The organism is Streptomyces sp. NPDC001796 (genome assembly GCF_042892355.1).
Classification (GTDB): domain Bacteria; phylum Actinomycetota; class Actinomycetes; order Streptomycetales; family Streptomycetaceae; genus Streptomyces.
In genome coordinates, this window is sequence record NZ_JBIAUC010000004.1 from 176,589 (window position 1) to 190,581 (window position 13,993).

Here is a 13,993-nt window from a genome sequence, read left to right on the forward strand (position 1 = left end):
CGCGTTCATCGACGTGTGTCGAGCGTGTCGAGCGTGTCGAGGCGCCCGCCCGTCGCTCGCCCCGCCCGCACCGGCCGAGGAGGTCAGCACCATGTCCGAGTGGTCCGTCGCCGAGCCGAGGAAGCTCACCTTCGATGACCCGGTGACGGCACTCCATGTGCGCATCGTCAACGGAACGGTGAACGTGGTGGGCACCGACGAGGGTTCCGCCCGGCTGGAGGTCTCGCAGGTCGAGGGCCCCGCCCTGACGGTGACGCAGAAGGACGGCACCCTCACCGTGGCCTACGACGACCTGCCCTGGAAGGGCTTCCTCAAGTGGCTCGATCCCAAGGGCTGGCGTCGCAGCGCGGTGGTCTCCCTCGCCGTCCCGGCGTCCACCCGCGTGGAGGTGGGCGTGGTCGGGGCCGACGCCCTGGTCTCCGGGATCGACGGCGGCGCCGACGTCAAGAGCGTCACGGGGGCGACGACCCTGGCCGGGCTCTCCGGCCCGGTCCACGCCACCACGGTGTCGGGAAGCGTGGAGGCCCAGGGCGTCACCGGCGAGTTGCGGCTCAACTCCGTGTCCGGCGACCTGACCGTCATCGAGGGCGGGTGCCCGTCCGTGAAGGCCGACTCCGTCAGCGGCTCGATCATCCTGGACCTCGATCCCACGGGCGGTCCCACCGACGCCCACTTGACGAACGTCTCGGGCGAGATCGCCATCCGTCTCCCTCACCCGGCGGACGCGCAGGTGGAGGCGAACACCGCGAGCGGCACCGTGTCCAACGCCTTCGACGACCTGCGCGTCACCGGGCAGTGGGGCGCGAAGAAGATCACGGGCCGCCTGGGCGGGGGCAACGGCCGGCTGAAGGCGACCACGGTCTCCGGCTCCATCGCCCTGCTGCGCCGCCCACCCGCCGAGGACGAGCCATGGGACACGCCGCCCGCCGAGGCGTCCCCCGGCACCAGCGGCGACGACACCGCCGTCCCGGCAGACCGTTCCGCCCACGGCACGACCGGCGGCCCCACCGAGCGGAAGGGGCTCTGACATGCCTCCCGTCTTCGCGCACGGACGCCTGCGGCTTTACCTGCTGAAGCTCCTCGACGAGGCACCACGCCACGGATACGAGGTGATCCGGCTGCTGGAGGAGCGCTTCCAGGGGCTGTACGCACCGTCCGCCGGCACCGTCTACCCCCGGCTGGCCAAGCTGGAGGCCGAGGGCCTGGTCACGCACACCACTGAGGGCGGCCGCAAGGTGTACGCCATCACGGACGCGGGCCGTGCCGAACTGGCCGACCGCAGCGGTGAACTGGCCGACCTGGAGCTGGAGATCCGCGAGTCGGTCGCCGAGCTGGCCGCCGAGATCCAGGCGGATGTGCGGGGGGCGGCGGGCGACCTTCGCCGCGAGATGCGGGCCGCGGTCTCCGAGGCGCGCCGGGGCACCAAGGAGCACGAGGGTGCCTACGGGGGGTACGGCGACCAGGCGGAGAAGGAGGCGTGGCGCGCCGCCCGGGAGGAGATGCGCCGCGTCAAGCAGGAGTGGAAGGAGCAGGCCCGGCGCGCCAAGGACGAGAGCCGGCGGGCCCGTGAGGAGGCCCAGCGGGCACGCCGTCAGGCCAAGGAGGCACAGGAGAGGGCGCGCGCCCAGGCGCAGGAGGAGCTGCAGCGCATGGCGCGACGGGTGCAGGAGCAGGTCCAGGACCACTTCGCGCGGGGCGACTGGCCGAAGGGCGTCCGGGAAGGCCTGACCGAACTGGCAAAGGAGTTCGGCGAGTTCGGCAAGGACTTCGGCAAGGACTTCGGCAAGGACTTCGGCAAGGACTTCGGCAAGGACTTCGGCTTCGGGCGTCCGGGGGCCGCGGATGCGCGCAAGACGCCGGAGCAGCCCGAGTACGCGACGACGCCCGAGGATTTCCCGGGGGCCTACGAGCCGTCCTGGGCGCATGAGGACTTCCCGGGCGACCCGGCCCGCGCCCTGGACCGGCTTCTTGACCGCTTCCGTGACGACATCCGCGACGCGGCCCGGGATCACGGGGTGACCGAGGAGCAGTTGCGCGACACCCGCCGGCATCTGTCGACGGCAGCGGCGCACATCGGGGCGACGCTGCGGTCACGGAAGGGGTAGGGCTCCTCACCTCACCGCCGGCCGAGCGTCACCCGGCGGCAGGCTCACCCCGCCGCCGCCCGGCCGCTGCCTCCCCACAGCAGGTCCTCCACGGCCGCATAGGTCACTCCGTGGTCGGCGAGGACCTCGGAGGGGACGCCGGGGCGGGCGGTCAGGGCGAGGAGCAGGTGCTCGTCGCCGATATGCCGGTCGCCGTGCGCCAGGGCGGCGCGCAGGGACCGGGTGAGTACGTCCTTGGCGCCGCCGGTGAAGGGGCGGCGCCCGGACCGCCGTACGGCACCTGCGTGGGTCGCGGCCAGCGCGCCCTGTCCGTGGGCCTCCTCGACGCGGGAGACGATCTCGGTGAGGTCGATGCCGAGCCCGGCGAGAGCCTCCGCGTCGGCGCGGGTGAGCCCGCCGCGACGGCGGGCCTCGGCGAGGTCCCGTTCGACCGCGTCGCGCCGCTCGGTCAGCCCCAGCGCCGCCAGGGCGGACGCGGCACGGCCACCCTCCCCCTCGAGGAGCGCGAGCAACAGGTGGGCTTCGTCGACGCGTTGCTCACCGGCACGTTCGCAGTGCGCGACGGCGCCGGTGACCACGGCGCGGGCGTCCTGGGTGAACCGCTCGAACATCACTGCCTCCCGTACTTCTTGTGCACGGCCTGCCTGCTGACTCCGAGTTCCGCGGCGATCTCCTGCCACGACCAGCCCTGATTGCGCGCGCTGCGCACCTGCACCGCCTCCAGCTGCTCCAGCAGCCTGCGCAGCGCGGCGACGGCTCGCAGCCCGACTCGCGGATCGCGGTCGCCTGCGCGTTCGGCGAGATCCGTTGCTTCGGTCATGGTGTCAACATAGGTTGACACGGCATCGATTGTCAACCCTGGTTGACACACCGGTCGCAGAAACGCCCATGGCGGGCTCGGGACGATTCCCGAGCCCGCCATGGGCACGTAGAGGAAAATGCCGTCAGTGGGCGGTCGGTTGGCCGTCAGTTGGCCGTAAGCACGATCTTCCCGAACTGGTCTCCGGCTTCGAGGCGTTCGAAGCCCTCGCGGGCGCGGTCGAGGGGAAGGACCTCGTCGATGACGGGGCGTACGCCGGTGGCGGCGCAGAAGGAGAGCAGGTCCTCAAGTTCGTCCTTGGAGCCCATGGTGGAGCCGACGACCTTCAGTTCGAGGAAGAAGATGCGGGTGAGTTCGGCGTGGGAGGGCCGGTCACCGCTGGTGGCGCCCGAGATGACCAGGGTGCCTCCGGGACGCAGGGACTTGACCGAGTGGGACCAGGTGGCGGCACCGACGGTCTCGATGACGGCGTCCACGCGCTGCGGCAGCCGGGCGCCGGACTCCAGGGCCTCCACGGCGCCCAGTTCCACGGCCCGCTTGCGCTTGGCCTCGTCCCGGCTGGTGGCGAAGACCCTGAGGCCGGCCGCCTTGCCGAGCACGATCGCGGCGGTCGCGACACCGCCGCCTGCGCCCTGGACGAGGACGGAGTCACCGGGGCGGACGCCGGCGTTGGTGAACAGCATCCGGTAGGCGGTCAACCAGGCGGTGGGGAGGCAGGCGGCCTCCTCGAAGGAGAGTTCCCCGGGCTTGGGAAGGAGGTTCCAGGTGGGGACGGAGACCTGTTCGGCGAACGTGCCCTGGTAGCGCTCGGTGAGGATGGAGCGCGGCTCGTCGGGGCCGACGCCGTGGCCGGTCTGTCCGATGACGGAGTGGAGGACGACCTCGTTGCCGTCCTCGTCGACGCCGGCCGCGTCGCAGCCGAGGATCATGGGGAGCTTGTCCTCGGAGAGTCCCACGCCCCTGAGGGACCAGAGGTCGTGGTGGTTGAGGGAGGCGGCCTTGACGGTCACGGTAGTCCAGCCGGGCCTCCGCTCGGGGGCCGGGCGCTCTCCCAGCTCAAGGCCGGAGAGGGGGTTGTCGCGGTCGATACGGGCGGCGTAGGCAGCGAACATGACCTTGAGATTAGGCTCCGCCAGGGAGTCACGGAACCATGGCCGACTGTGACACGCATCCCGCTGGGGGCGCGTACGCAGCGGCGGGCAGTCGTGCCTCCCCCGCGACGGCCTGGGGCCCCAGGACGGCACGGGTGGGCGCGGAAGAACCCCCTCTGGGAGAGGCGCCCTGCCGGCGCCGGAAAGCGCAGCCGACGCCCGGCCCGCACCGACGCCGGGTGCCGTGCGGACACCGGGCCTGAAGCCGCGCTCCACACACGCGGGTGGGCGGGAGGAAAGCCCCCCGCCCACCCGGCACACCGTTACCGGCGAGCCACGCCCTCCGCCCGGGCCGCCGCGGCCACCGCCGCCGTCACCGCGGGGGCGACCCGCTCGTCGAACGGGGAGGGGATCACATAGTCGGCGGCGAGATCGTCCCCGACGACCCCTGCCAGCGCCTCCGCCGCCGCGATCTTCATCCCCTCCGTGATGCGGGACGCCCGCACCTGGAGGGCTCCGGCGAAGATGCCGGGGAACGCGAGCACGTTGTTGATCTGGTTCGGGAAGTCGGAGCGGCCGGTCGCCACCACGGACGCGTACTTGTGGGCGACGTCCGGATGCACCTCCGGGTTCGGGTTGGCCATCGCGAAGACGAAGGCACCCTCCGCCATCGACGCCACCGCCTCCTCCGACACGGTGCCGCCGGAGACTCCGATGAAGACGTCGGCGCCCTCAAGGGCGTGCTCGAGAGACCCCGAAAGCCCCGCCTTGTTGGTGAAATCGGCGAGCTCTCGCTTGACCGGCGTCAGGTCGTCCCGCTCCCGCGAGACGACCCCCTTGCGGTCGGCGACCGCGACATCGCCGATCCCCGTCTCGACCAGCATCTTCGCGATGGCGAAGCCCGCCGCGCCGGCGCCGGAGATGACGGCCCGCAGGTCGCCGAGCCCCTTCCCGGTCAGCCGCGCCGCGTTCCGCAGGGCGGCCAGCGTCACCACGGCCGTGCCGTGCTGGTCGTCGTGGAAGACCGGGATGTCCAGCCGCTCCTGGAGCCGGCGCTCGATCTCGAAGCACCGCGGCGCCGAGATGTCCTCCAGGTTGACACCTCCGAAGGAGGGTGCGAGCCGGGCCACGGTGTCGACGATCTCGTCCACGTCCGTGCAGTCCAGCGCGATCGGCACCGCGTCCACGCCGCCGAACTGCTTGAACAGGATCGCCTTGCCCTCCATCACCGGGAGGGAGGCCTCGGGGCCGATGTCGCCGAGCCCCAGTACTGCCGTGCCGTCGGTCACCACGGCGACGACCGAGGACTTCCATGTGTAGTCGTGGACCAGCTCCGGCTGTTCCGCGATGGCCGTGCACACCCGGGCCACGCCGGGCGTGTAGGCGAGGGACAGGTCGTCCTTGTCACGGACCGGCACGGTGGCCTGCACGGCCATCTTGCCGCCGCGGTGCAGCGCGAACGCCGGATCGAAGGAATCGTGGGGCTCCGCCCCGCCGTCCTGGTCCGCGTTGCTGTCGCTGCGCGAGTTGACGATCTCCGCTGCCACTGTCTTGTACCCCTTAGATCTGCATGGGTTGAGGGTGACCACTCCTGGTTGAGGGGTGGGCGGGCACCGCGTACGGCCCATGTGACTGGTGCGTGAGGGCACATACGCGACGGGCGCGCCGCACACGCGCCCTGAGCCCCGGATGAGGGGTGTAACGCACCTTCTTACCGGACGGATGGTGTCCGGGACGAGTCCATAACGCGAAGGTCACACGCCGGTGAGATGACTCATGGCCGAAAATGTGGACAAGTCCGCTGCACGCCCTCACACGATCACGCGCGCGGGCGTGAGACCGACCGCATGGTGAGATGCACCGCAGATCTTCCGGCCGGAAGGAAGGATTCCCGCACAAGGTGCGGCCGAAATCGGCCGCCCGAGGCGGTTCGGGGGTCACCCGTTATCCGATTTTGACATAGCGGGTCACCTGAATGCCGCGGTGCGACTGGCAAGATGCCTCAATCACACGAGGTCGCGACACCCGAAGGTGTGTGTACTCGTCGACCCGTCGGCACAACCCATTCCGCCGGAGGAACCACCATGACCGCACGCTCCACCCGTCGTACGACCGCCACGCGCTCCCGAATAGCCGGGGTCGGCGCCATCGCGGTCGCGGGCACCCTGGTGCTTGCCGGTTGCGGCGACCACACGGACAAGGGCAGCACCAACAACAGCGGCGGCGGTTCGTCCACGTCCTCGGCGCCGCTCGCCGGCAAGCTCCCCAAGGACATCCGTGACGCGGGCGTCATCAAGGTGGGCTCCGACATCTCGTACGCTCCGGTCGAGTACATGCAGGGCGGCAAGGCCGTCGGCATCGACCCGGACATCGCGGAGGCGCTCGGCAAGCAGCTCGGCGTGCGGTTCGACTTCCAGAACGGCAAGTTCAACCAGCTCATCCTGGGGCTGCAGGCCAAGCGGTTCAACGTGATCATGTCCGCGATGAACGACACCAAGGACCGCCAGAACGGCATCGACTCCGACACCGGCAAGAAGATCGGCAACGGTGTCGACTTCGTCGACTACTTCACCGCCGGTACCTCGATCCTCGTCCAGAAGGGCAACCCGAAGGGCGTCAAGTCGCTGGACGACCTGTGCGGCAAGGTGGTGGCCCTGCAGCAGGGCACCACGTCCGAGGGCGTCGCCAAGGCGCAGAGCACGAAGTGCACGAAGGACGGCAAGAAGGCCATCACGCTGCAGACCTTCGACACCGACCCCGAGGCTCTGCTCCGCCTCAAGCAGGGCGCGTCGGTCGCGGACCTCAACGACTTCCCGGTCGCGGCCTACAACGCCAAGACCTCGGGCGACGGCAAGGACTTCGAGGTCGTCGGCGAGCAGATCGAGGCAGGTCCGTACGGCATCGCGGTCAGCAAGGAGAGCACCCAGCTGCGCGACGCCCTGCAGGCGGCCATGACCGCGATCATCAAGAACGGCGAGTACCAGAAGATCCTGCAGAAGTGGAACGTCACGGACGGCGCGGTGACCGAGGCGAAGATCAACGGCGGCTCCTGAACCTCACGCAACACTGAAGGGCAGTCACCGTGACTGACACTGTCGACAAGATTCCGGCGCCGACGGTGCCGCCGGAGCAGATCAAGGCCATACCGGTGCGCCACTACGGCCGCTGGGTGGCCGGCGTCCTGGTCGTCGCCGTGGTGGTGCTGATCGGGATCGCGTTCTCCAACGCGAAGATCAATTACAGCGTGATCCCGGACTATCTCACGGACGGGACGATCCTTTCCGGAGCCTGGCACACGCTGTACATCTCCGTGCTCGCCATGGTGCTCGGCCTCGCCCTGGGCGTCGTCCTCGCGGTCATGCGGATGTCGTCGAACCCGGTCACCAGCACCGTGGCCTGGTTCTACGTGTGGTTCTTCCGCGGCACTCCGGTGCTGGTGCAGCTGCTGCTCTGGTACAACATCTCGCTGGTGTTCCCCATCCTCAACCTGGGGTTCTACAAGAACGAGATGAACGAGGTCATGACCCCGTTCCTGACGGCCCTGCTCGGACTCGGCCTGAACGAGGCCGCGTACATGTCGGAGATCGTGCGGGCCGGTATCCAGTCGGTGGACGAGGGGCAGACGGAGGCGTCGCACGCGCTGGGCATGACCCAGGGTCAGACCCTGCGGCGCGTGATCCTCCCGCAGGCGATGCGGGTGATCGTCCCGCCGACGGGCAACGAGTTCATCAACATGCTGAAGACCTCGTCGCTCGCCTACGCGGTCCAGTTCAACGAACTCATCAAGCGGTCCCAGGACATCTCCAGCACCTCGCTGGCGGTCGTGGAGATGTACTTCGTGGCGTCGATCTGGTACCTGATCCTGACCACGATCTTCAGCATCGTCCAGTACTACATCGAACGCCGTTACGCCCGCGGTTCGACGCGCAACCTGCCGCCGACCCCGCTGCAGCGACTGAAGAGGAACCTCCGTCTGTTCGGTTCGTTCCGTCGCCCGGAGGTGGCCCGATGAGCAGTCTCAGCAAGGACATCGCCAAGAGCGGCGGCGGTCCGATGGTCAAGGCGGAGGGCGTCCACAAGTCCTTCGGTCTCTCGCACATCCTCAAGGGCATCGACCTGGAGGTGAACCCGAGGGAGGTGTTCTGCCTCATCGGCCCCTCCGGCTCGGGCAAGTCCACCTTTCTGCGGTGCATCAACCACCTGGAGAAGATCAGCGCCGGGCGGCTGTACGTCGACGGGGACCTGGTCGGCTACCGGCAGAAGGGCGACAAGCTCTACGAGCTGAAGGAGAAGGAGGTCGCGGCGCAGCGACGGGACATCGGCATGGTGTTCCAGCGCTTCAACCTCTTCCCGCACATGACGGCGCTGGAGAACGTCATGGAGGCGCCGGTCCAGGTCAAGCGCGAGAGCAAGGCCGCCGCTCGGGAGCGGGCGCAGCGGCTGCTGGACCGGGTCGGCCTCGGTGACCGTACCGGCCACTACCCCGCCCAGCTCTCCGGCGGACAGCAGCAGCGCGTCGCCATCGCCCGCGCTCTGGCGATGGAGCCCAAGCTGATGCTCTTCGACGAGCCGACCTCGGCCCTCGACCCGGAGCTGGTCGGCGAGGTCCTCGACGTCATGCGGGACCTCGCGGAGGACGGCATGACGATGATCGTCGTCACGCACGAGATGGGCTTCGCCCGGGAGGTCGGCGACTCGCTCGTCTTCATGGACGACGGTGTGGTGGTCGAGTCCGGCCACCCGCGCGAGGTCCTGACGAACCCCCAGCACGAGCGGACGAAGTCCTTCCTGTCCAAGGTGCTGTGAATGGACGAGGCGGGCCTGCCATGTGTGCCATGGCAGGCCCGCCTCGACAGTCCGGGGGCCACGAAATCGGTCAAGGCAGAGAGATCAGCCCGCAGGCTGGAACTTCAGCCCTGCCAGCGGTTGTTCCACCTCGGCGCCGAGCAGCTTGCTGCGCACACTTCCCCCTTCGTCAGGCGCGCTCCCTGGTGGTCAGCCAGGCGTGCGAGGACGCACAAGCGCACACAAACATTCGAATTGACAGGGACACGCTAACGACGCCCGACAACGCGGATCAAGGGAGTCGCGCGGCACAGCAGCAGAACTTCGGCCCTACTTGAGGGCCAGCAGCAGCGTGTCCGAGGGGGAGCACCACACCGGGCGGGCCTCGGCGAAGCCCTTCTCGCGCAGTACGCGCGCGTGCCAGGCGGCGGAGGGCATGTCGCCGTCGGCGTGGGCGCCGTAGATCTCGAAGCGGCGGGCGGTGGGCGCGGCCAGGACGGGGTCCTTGGCCGCCAGCGCCCACCACTCCGCCCAGTCGAAGGCGCCGTCACGCATGGCCTGGTCCATGCGGGCGTGCCGCTGCGCGCTTTCGGCCGCGTTGATCCGGGGCGTGGTGTCGTCGATCATGTGGTCGGCGTTCATGAAGACGCCGCCGTAGCGGACGAGTTCCGCGATCCGGCCGTAGAGGGCCTCCAGGGGCTCGGCGCGCAGCCAGTGGAGGGCCGTGGCGGTGAGGACGGCGTCGTACGCGTCGTAGGGCAGGCGCGCCGGCCAGTCGGGGTCCTTGAGGTCTGCCTCGACGAACGTGACGCGGTCGTCGCCCTCGAACGTGCCGCGCGCGATGGTGAGCAGGGCCGGGTCGAGGTCGACGCCGGTGCTGGTGGCCTTCGGGAAGCGGGCGAGGAGCCGGGCGGTGATACTGCCGGTGCCGCACGCGAGGTCGAGCACACGGGGTTCGGCGCCCACGAACGCCTCGACCATGTCCAGCATGATCCGGAAGCGTTCCTCGCGGTCGGGCATGTACCACTCCTGCTGGCGGTCCCAGCTCTCCTGCCATGCCTGCCAGTCGGTGCCCGTCGTGGATCCGGTCGTTGTGTCCAACGGAAGCCCCCTCCTTCACAGAACTGCGTAATACCCTGGACGCAGGGTCATCTGTTACGCACCGCACCCACGACGATAGAGCGCCTTCGTAAGGACTACAAGTGGAACTGGCCTATTACTCGGACTACGCCGTACGTCTCGTGAACAGCGAGGAACCGGCCCGGGGCAAGGACTCGCTGACCTCGGTGGAGGCCGTCCGCGACCTCTTCGGGGGCAACCAGTCGGCGGCCCGCCGTGCGACCGACGCAGACGTGACCCGCTTCCGCTCGGTCCGGGCCCGGCTGCGCTCCGTCTTCGAGGCGGCGGACCGGGGCGACGAGACACTCGCCGTGGACCTGCTGAACTCCCTGCTCCTCGAATTCCCGGTGAGCCCGCAGATCTCCGGGCACGACCACCGGGACGACGACGACCGCCCTCTGTGGCACATGCACCTCGCTGACCACCCGTCGAACGCGACCGCGGGCTACGCGGCCATCGCCACGATGGGGCTCGCCTTCCACCTCACCGAGTACGGCGTGGACCGCCTGGGCCTGTGCGAGGCGGCCCCCTGCCGCAACGCCTACCTCGACACCTCGACGAACCGCTCCCGGCGCTACTGCTCGGACCGCTGCGCGACACGCGCGAACGTGGCCGCCTACCGGGCCCGCAAGCGCTTGGAGGCGGACCGGTCGGAGAGCACGGGCCGGGCGGCGGAGAGCGCCCAGCGCAGCCGCGCGAACGCCGAGCGCTGATCGTCGCGGAGCGGACGGTAACGGAACCACACCTTCCCGAGGACCAGTTCCCAGGGGACGGTGCCGTAGTCGGTGCTGTCCCCACCCGCGTACGGATTGTCGCCGAGCACCCACCAGCCGCCCTCGCGCAACTCCACGGCACGCTTGACGACCAGCAGGTCCTGCTGGAAGGGGTGGCGCAGCACGATGACGTCACCGGGCCGGATCCGGGCCCCGTACTGGAGGAGCAGCCGGTCCCCGTGCTGGAGCGTGGGCACCATGGACGGCCCTGTGACCTCAGCCACCCCCAGCGGCAGCAACGCCCTCGTGCGTTCGGTCTCCTGTGACAGCTCCGGCATCACCCGGCACCTCCCCGGTCCGTTCCTCCACCAGTCCCAGTCTCACCCTGGACTTTTGGCGTAAGCCCCTGGGGGCACTCGCCAAAACCGGTCCCCTACGGAGTAATGTCCCACCTGAGATGACGATCACGAGGAAGGACAGCTTCATGCTCTCCCGCCTGTTTGCCCCGAAGGTCAAGGTCAGCGCCCACTGCGACCTCCCCTGTGGTGTCTACGACCCGGCTCAGGCCCGCATCGAGGCGGAGTCGGTGAAGGCCATCCAGGAGAAGATGGCCGCCAACGACGACCCGCACTTCCAGGCGCGCGCCACCACCATCAAGGAGCAGCGTGCCGAGCTCGCCAAGCACCACGTGTCGGTGCTGTGGAGCGACTACTTCAAGGCCCCGCATTTCGAGAAGTACCCGGAGCTGCACCAGCTGGTCAACGACACCCTGAAGGCCCTCTCGGCCGCCAAGGGCTCGACGGACCCGGCGACGGGTCAGAAGGCACTGGACTACATCGCCCAGATCGACAAGATCTTCTGGGAGACCAAGAAGGCCTGACCAGGTCTTTTGCCCACGACCGACCGGCGAGCGGTGCACCCTCGCAGGTCCGCTCCACACCCGACGGGGCCCGGCCGCACAACCGGCCGGGCCCCGTCGCGTTGTCGCCGGTCCACGGGGAACGCGGCTCATTCCCCGTTCTTCCCGCGCTCGGCCCACAGACTCGAGCAGCCTTCCCGCAGGGGGCCGCCCATGAGGTCGAGGATCTCCTGCGCCATCGCGGTCAGCGGGGCGGGGTCGGCGTGTTCGGCGAGCGTGAGGTGTGCCTGCAGGAGGGCGGCGCCGAGGACCGGGTCGGCGGCCGTCAGGCGGCGCGGGAGCCACTTGCCGTTGCCCCACCATGCGGGGTGGTGGTCCGTCAGCAGGATGGACGCGCTCCTCAGCACCCGGTCCGCGAGGACCAGTTGCTCGTGGCGGTCCTGGACGTCGGCCAGGTCGTCCAGCAGATCGGTGAGCCCGTAGCGGGTGTCGTCGCGCTCCTTGCGAGTCAGTGGGTCGGGACCCGCCGCCACCAGGGCGCGGGCCTCGGCGCGGAACGCCGCCGCGTGCCCGTGGGGGTCGTGGACGGGGACCGACTCGGCGTAGAGGAACAGGACCGTGCGATGCTGACGGCGTGGATGTGGAGGACCTGGTCCGGCTGCGGCGTGCGCGCGACCGGATGGACCGTGAGTACGCCGAGCCGTTGAACATACCGGCGCTGGCGCGTACCGCGCTGATGTCGCCGGGGCACTTCCAGCGCAGCTTCCGCGAGGCGTACGGGGAGACGCCGTACGGCTACCTCATGACCCGCCGTATCGAGCGGGCCAAGGCGCTGCTGCGGCGCGGCGACCTGACCGTGACGGAGGTCTGCATCGCCGTGGGCTGCACCTCGCTGGGGTCCTTCAGCTCACGGTTCACGGAACTGGTCGGCGAGACGCCGAGCGCGTACCGGGCACGGTCGCACGAGCAGGGGGCCGCGATACCGCCGTGCGTGGCGAAGGGGCTGACACGCCCGCGCCGTGGGCGGCCGGGCGACACACGCACAGATCCCCGGGAGCAGCTCTAGCCTGGCCTCATGGACCTGAAACTCGCCCAGTGCTTCATCGCCGTCGACGACCACGACAAGGCGCTCGCCTTCTACCGGGACGTCCTCGGCCTGGAGGTGCACAACGACGTCGGCTTCGAGGGAATGCGCTGGGTGACGGTCGGCTCACCGCTCCAGCCGGACGTGGAGATCGTTCTGGAGCCCCCGGCGGCGAACCCCGACGCCTCCCCCGCCGACCGCCAGGCGATGGCGGAGCTGCTGGCCAAGGGCGTCCTGCGCGGCGTCATCTTCTCCACCGAGGACTGCGACGCCCTCTTCGCCCGGGTCCAGGCGTCCGGCGCGGAGGTGCTCCAGGAGCCCATGGACCAGCCGTACGGCGTACGGGACTGCGCCTTCCGCGACCCGGCCGGCAACCTGCTGCGCTTCCTGGAGCGCCGGAGCGCCCGATGAGCGAACCGATCCGCTGGACGTACGCCTTCGTCGACCGGCCCGCCCAGCAATTCGGTCGGTCCTGCGACTTCTGGACCGCCGTCACGGACACCAAGCCGTCCGAACCCCGAGGCGAGGACGGCGAGTTCCTGACGCTGCTGCCGCGGTCGGGCGACGCCTGCCTGAAGGCGCAGGCCGTACGCGCGGGCGGCGGCGCCCATCTCGACCTCGCGGTGGAGGACGTGCCCGCGCTCGTGGCGGCGGCGCGTCGGCTGGGCGCGGACGTCGTCGCCGACCATTCCGGCTGGGCGGTCCTCCGCTCCCCCGGCGGGGTGCTGTTCTGCGCGGTGCCCTGGCACGGCGAGTCCGTTCGGCCGCCCCTGGTCGAGGGCCCCGACGGCGCGGCCTGCCGGCTCGACCAGGTGTGCCTCGACCTCTCCCCGTCCGTGTTCGACGCCGAGGTCGCCTTCTGGACCGAGCTCACCGACTGGGAGTCCTCCCCCGGCTCGCTCCCGGAGTTCCACGTGGTCAGGGCGCCCGCCGGCCTCCCCGTCCGTATTCTGCTGCAACGCCTCGGCACCGAACGCCCCGCCTCGGTCCACCTGGACCTGGCGTGCGCGGACATCGCCGCGACCCTGGCCTGGCACGAGCGGCTCGGCGCCACGCACGTCGCCGACGGCACCCACTGGACTGTGATGAGCGACCCGGCGGGCGGCACCTACTGCCTGACGGGCCGCGACCCCTGGACAGGCGGCCTGCCCGGCTAGCGGTCTCCCGGGGTGCGTTCGCCGTGCCGTTTCGACTGCGTCTCCTCGGGTTCCCGGGCCGCGTAGGCCGGGCACCGCGGATTCCGGCAGGGGCCGGGGCGCCATACGGGAACCACGGCGCCCAGCGTCTTGTGGCGCCGTACGACGGTGGCGACGGGCTGCCCGCAGGACGGGCAGACGGGGTCCTGGCTGCCCATGCCCCCAGCCTAGGCCGGATCCGGCGGCCTGCGCCCGCTGTGGACCGCGCCGCCGGGGTCAGT

Annotated in this window: 18 protein-coding genes; 10 read left to right on the forward strand and 8 right to left on the reverse strand. The window is 70.2% G+C overall.

Annotation, left to right across the window (positions count from 1 at the left end):
* Positions 1-91 precede the first annotated feature (91 nt).
* Positions 92-1,027, forward strand: a complete 936-nt coding sequence (locus ACFYZE_RS10390; RefSeq protein ID WP_388990848.1) for a DUF4097 domain-containing protein — start codon at positions 92-94, stop codon at positions 1,025-1,027.
* A gap of 1 nt (position 1,028) precedes the next feature.
* Positions 1,029-2,105, forward strand: coding sequence for a helix-turn-helix transcriptional regulator (locus ACFYZE_RS10395; RefSeq protein WP_388990850.1), 1,077 nt, complete (start codon positions 1,029-1,031; stop codon positions 2,103-2,105).
* Positions 2,106-2,149: 44 nt separating this feature from the next.
* Here ACFYZE_RS10395 and ACFYZE_RS10400 read toward each other — a convergent pair whose 3' ends face one another.
* From ACFYZE_RS10400 to ACFYZE_RS10415, 4 genes are all read right to left on the reverse strand, one after another.
* Positions 2,150-2,716 (reverse strand): Clp protease N-terminal domain-containing protein, encoded by a 567-nt coding sequence (locus ACFYZE_RS10400; RefSeq protein WP_388990852.1) that lies wholly within the window; start codon positions 2,714-2,716, stop codon positions 2,150-2,152.
* Positions 2,716-2,925 (reverse strand): helix-turn-helix domain-containing protein, encoded by a 210-nt coding sequence (locus ACFYZE_RS10405; RefSeq protein ID WP_018571396.1) that lies wholly within the window; start codon positions 2,923-2,925, stop codon positions 2,716-2,718. Before ACFYZE_RS10405 ends, ACFYZE_RS10400 begins: the two co-directional genes overlap by 1 nt.
* 146 nt (positions 2,926-3,071) lie before the next feature.
* Positions 3,072-4,037 (reverse strand): zinc-binding dehydrogenase, encoded by a 966-nt coding sequence (locus tag ACFYZE_RS10410; RefSeq protein ID WP_388990854.1) that lies wholly within the window; start codon positions 4,035-4,037, stop codon positions 3,072-3,074.
* Between the two features lie 302 nt (positions 4,038-4,339).
* The gene (locus ACFYZE_RS10415; protein ID WP_388990855.1) at positions 4,340-5,563 is read right to left on the reverse strand and encodes an NADP-dependent malic enzyme; all 1,224 of its coding nucleotides are present in this window, start codon (positions 5,561-5,563) and stop codon (positions 4,340-4,342) included.
* Positions 5,564-6,100: 537 nt separating this feature from the next.
* On the opposite strand from ACFYZE_RS10415, the gene ACFYZE_RS10420 reads away from it, so the two are divergent.
* From ACFYZE_RS10420 to ACFYZE_RS10430, 3 genes are read left to right on the forward strand one after another with little or no spacing between them, the layout of a single operon-like run.
* A complete protein-coding gene (locus ACFYZE_RS10420) occupies positions 6,101-7,069 on the forward strand; it encodes an ABC transporter substrate-binding protein (protein ID WP_388990857.1) in 969 nt (322 codons plus the stop codon).
* Between the two features lie 29 nt (positions 7,070-7,098).
* The gene (locus ACFYZE_RS10425; protein ID WP_388990859.1) at positions 7,099-8,028 is read left to right on the forward strand and encodes an amino acid ABC transporter permease; all 930 of its coding nucleotides are present in this window, start codon (positions 7,099-7,101) and stop codon (positions 8,026-8,028) included.
* Positions 8,025-8,822: an amino acid ABC transporter ATP-binding protein gene (locus tag ACFYZE_RS10430; protein WP_388990861.1), complete on the forward strand. Its 798-nt coding sequence runs from the start codon at positions 8,025-8,027 to the stop codon at positions 8,820-8,822. Before ACFYZE_RS10425 ends, ACFYZE_RS10430 begins: the two co-directional genes overlap by 4 nt.
* A 309-nt stretch (positions 8,823-9,131) precedes the next feature.
* On the opposite strand, the gene ACFYZE_RS10435 is transcribed toward ACFYZE_RS10430, so the two are convergent.
* Positions 9,132-9,902 (reverse strand): class I SAM-dependent methyltransferase, encoded by a 771-nt coding sequence (locus tag ACFYZE_RS10435; protein ID WP_388990863.1) that lies wholly within the window; start codon positions 9,900-9,902, stop codon positions 9,132-9,134.
* Positions 9,903-10,003: 101 nt separating this feature from the next.
* On the opposite strand from ACFYZE_RS10435, the gene ACFYZE_RS10440 reads away from it, so the two are divergent.
* Positions 10,004-10,633, forward strand: a complete 630-nt coding sequence (locus tag ACFYZE_RS10440) for a CGNR zinc finger domain-containing protein (RefSeq protein ID WP_388990865.1) — start codon at positions 10,004-10,006, stop codon at positions 10,631-10,633.
* Here the strand turns inward: ACFYZE_RS10440 and sodX are convergent.
* The gene (sodX, locus tag ACFYZE_RS10445) at positions 10,537-10,971 is read right to left on the reverse strand and encodes a nickel-type superoxide dismutase maturation protease (protein WP_388990866.1); all 435 of its coding nucleotides are present in this window, start codon (positions 10,969-10,971) and stop codon (positions 10,537-10,539) included. The two genes, ACFYZE_RS10440 and sodX, sit on opposite strands and share 97 nt — an antisense overlap.
* Positions 10,972-11,117: 146 nt before the next feature.
* Here sodX and sodN point away from each other — a divergent pair, with 146 nt between their 5' ends.
* A complete protein-coding gene (sodN, locus tag ACFYZE_RS10450; protein WP_103839348.1) occupies positions 11,118-11,513 on the forward strand; it encodes a superoxide dismutase, Ni in 396 nt (131 codons plus the stop codon).
* A gap of 128 nt (positions 11,514-11,641) precedes the next feature.
* On the opposite strand, the gene ACFYZE_RS10455 is transcribed toward sodN, so the two are convergent.
* Complete coding sequence (locus ACFYZE_RS10455) at positions 11,642-12,025, reverse strand: hypothetical protein (RefSeq protein ID WP_388990868.1); 384 nt, start codon at positions 12,023-12,025, stop codon at positions 11,642-11,644.
* A gap of 101 nt (positions 12,026-12,126) precedes the next feature.
* Between ACFYZE_RS10455 and ACFYZE_RS10460 the strand changes: the two genes are divergently transcribed.
* The 3 genes from ACFYZE_RS10460 to ACFYZE_RS10470 are packed head-to-tail and all read left to right on the forward strand — an operon-like array spanning position 12,127 to position 13,733.
* Positions 12,127-12,558: a helix-turn-helix transcriptional regulator gene (locus ACFYZE_RS10460; protein ID WP_388990870.1), complete on the forward strand. Its 432-nt coding sequence runs from the start codon at positions 12,127-12,129 to the stop codon at positions 12,556-12,558.
* A 9-nt stretch (positions 12,559-12,567) separates the two neighbouring features.
* Positions 12,568-12,987 (forward strand): VOC family protein, encoded by a 420-nt coding sequence (locus tag ACFYZE_RS10465; protein ID WP_388990872.1) that lies wholly within the window; start codon positions 12,568-12,570, stop codon positions 12,985-12,987.
* Positions 12,984-13,733, forward strand: a complete 750-nt coding sequence (locus ACFYZE_RS10470; RefSeq protein WP_388990874.1) for a VOC family protein — start codon at positions 12,984-12,986, stop codon at positions 13,731-13,733. Before ACFYZE_RS10465 ends, ACFYZE_RS10470 begins: the two co-directional genes overlap by 4 nt.
* Here ACFYZE_RS10470 and ACFYZE_RS10475 read toward each other — a convergent pair.
* Positions 13,730-13,930, reverse strand: a complete 201-nt coding sequence (locus tag ACFYZE_RS10475) for a hypothetical protein (protein ID WP_388990875.1) — start codon at positions 13,928-13,930, stop codon at positions 13,730-13,732. The two genes, ACFYZE_RS10470 and ACFYZE_RS10475, sit on opposite strands and share 4 nt — an antisense overlap.
* Positions 13,931-13,993: the final 63 nt, after the last annotated feature.

Excerpts from the sequence above, each read along its gene's own strand:
- ACFYZE_RS10390 (WP_388990848.1), top strand. The coding sequence starts at position 92 with ATGTCCGAGTGGTCCGTCGCCGAGCCGAGGAAGCTCACCTTCGATGAC.
- ACFYZE_RS10395 (WP_388990850.1), top strand. The coding sequence starts at position 1,029 with ATGCCTCCCGTCTTCGCGCACGGACGCCTGCGGCTTTACCTGCTGAAG.
- ACFYZE_RS10400 (WP_388990852.1), bottom strand. The coding sequence starts at position 2,716 with ATGTTCGAGCGGTTCACCCAGGACGCCCGCGCCGTGGTCACCGGCGCC.
- ACFYZE_RS10405 (WP_018571396.1), bottom strand. The coding sequence starts at position 2,925 with ATGACCGAAGCAACGGATCTCGCCGAACGCGCAGGCGACCGCGATCCG.
- ACFYZE_RS10410 (WP_388990854.1), bottom strand. The coding sequence starts at position 4,037 with ATGTTCGCTGCCTACGCCGCCCGTATCGACCGCGACAACCCCCTCTCC.
- ACFYZE_RS10420 (WP_388990857.1), top strand. The coding sequence starts at position 6,101 with ATGACCGCACGCTCCACCCGTCGTACGACCGCCACGCGCTCCCGAATA.
- ACFYZE_RS10430 (WP_388990861.1), top strand. The coding sequence starts at position 8,025 with ATGAGCAGTCTCAGCAAGGACATCGCCAAGAGCGGCGGCGGTCCGATG.
- sodX (WP_388990866.1), bottom strand. The coding sequence starts at position 10,971 with ATGCCGGAGCTGTCACAGGAGACCGAACGCACGAGGGCGTTGCTGCCG.
- sodN (WP_103839348.1), top strand. The coding sequence starts at position 11,118 with ATGCTCTCCCGCCTGTTTGCCCCGAAGGTCAAGGTCAGCGCCCACTGC.
- ACFYZE_RS10465 (WP_388990872.1), top strand. The coding sequence starts at position 12,568 with ATGGACCTGAAACTCGCCCAGTGCTTCATCGCCGTCGACGACCACGAC.
- ACFYZE_RS10470 (WP_388990874.1), top strand. The coding sequence starts at position 12,984 with ATGAGCGAACCGATCCGCTGGACGTACGCCTTCGTCGACCGGCCCGCC.
- ACFYZE_RS10475 (WP_388990875.1), bottom strand. The coding sequence starts at position 13,930 with ATGGGCAGCCAGGACCCCGTCTGCCCGTCCTGCGGGCAGCCCGTCGCC.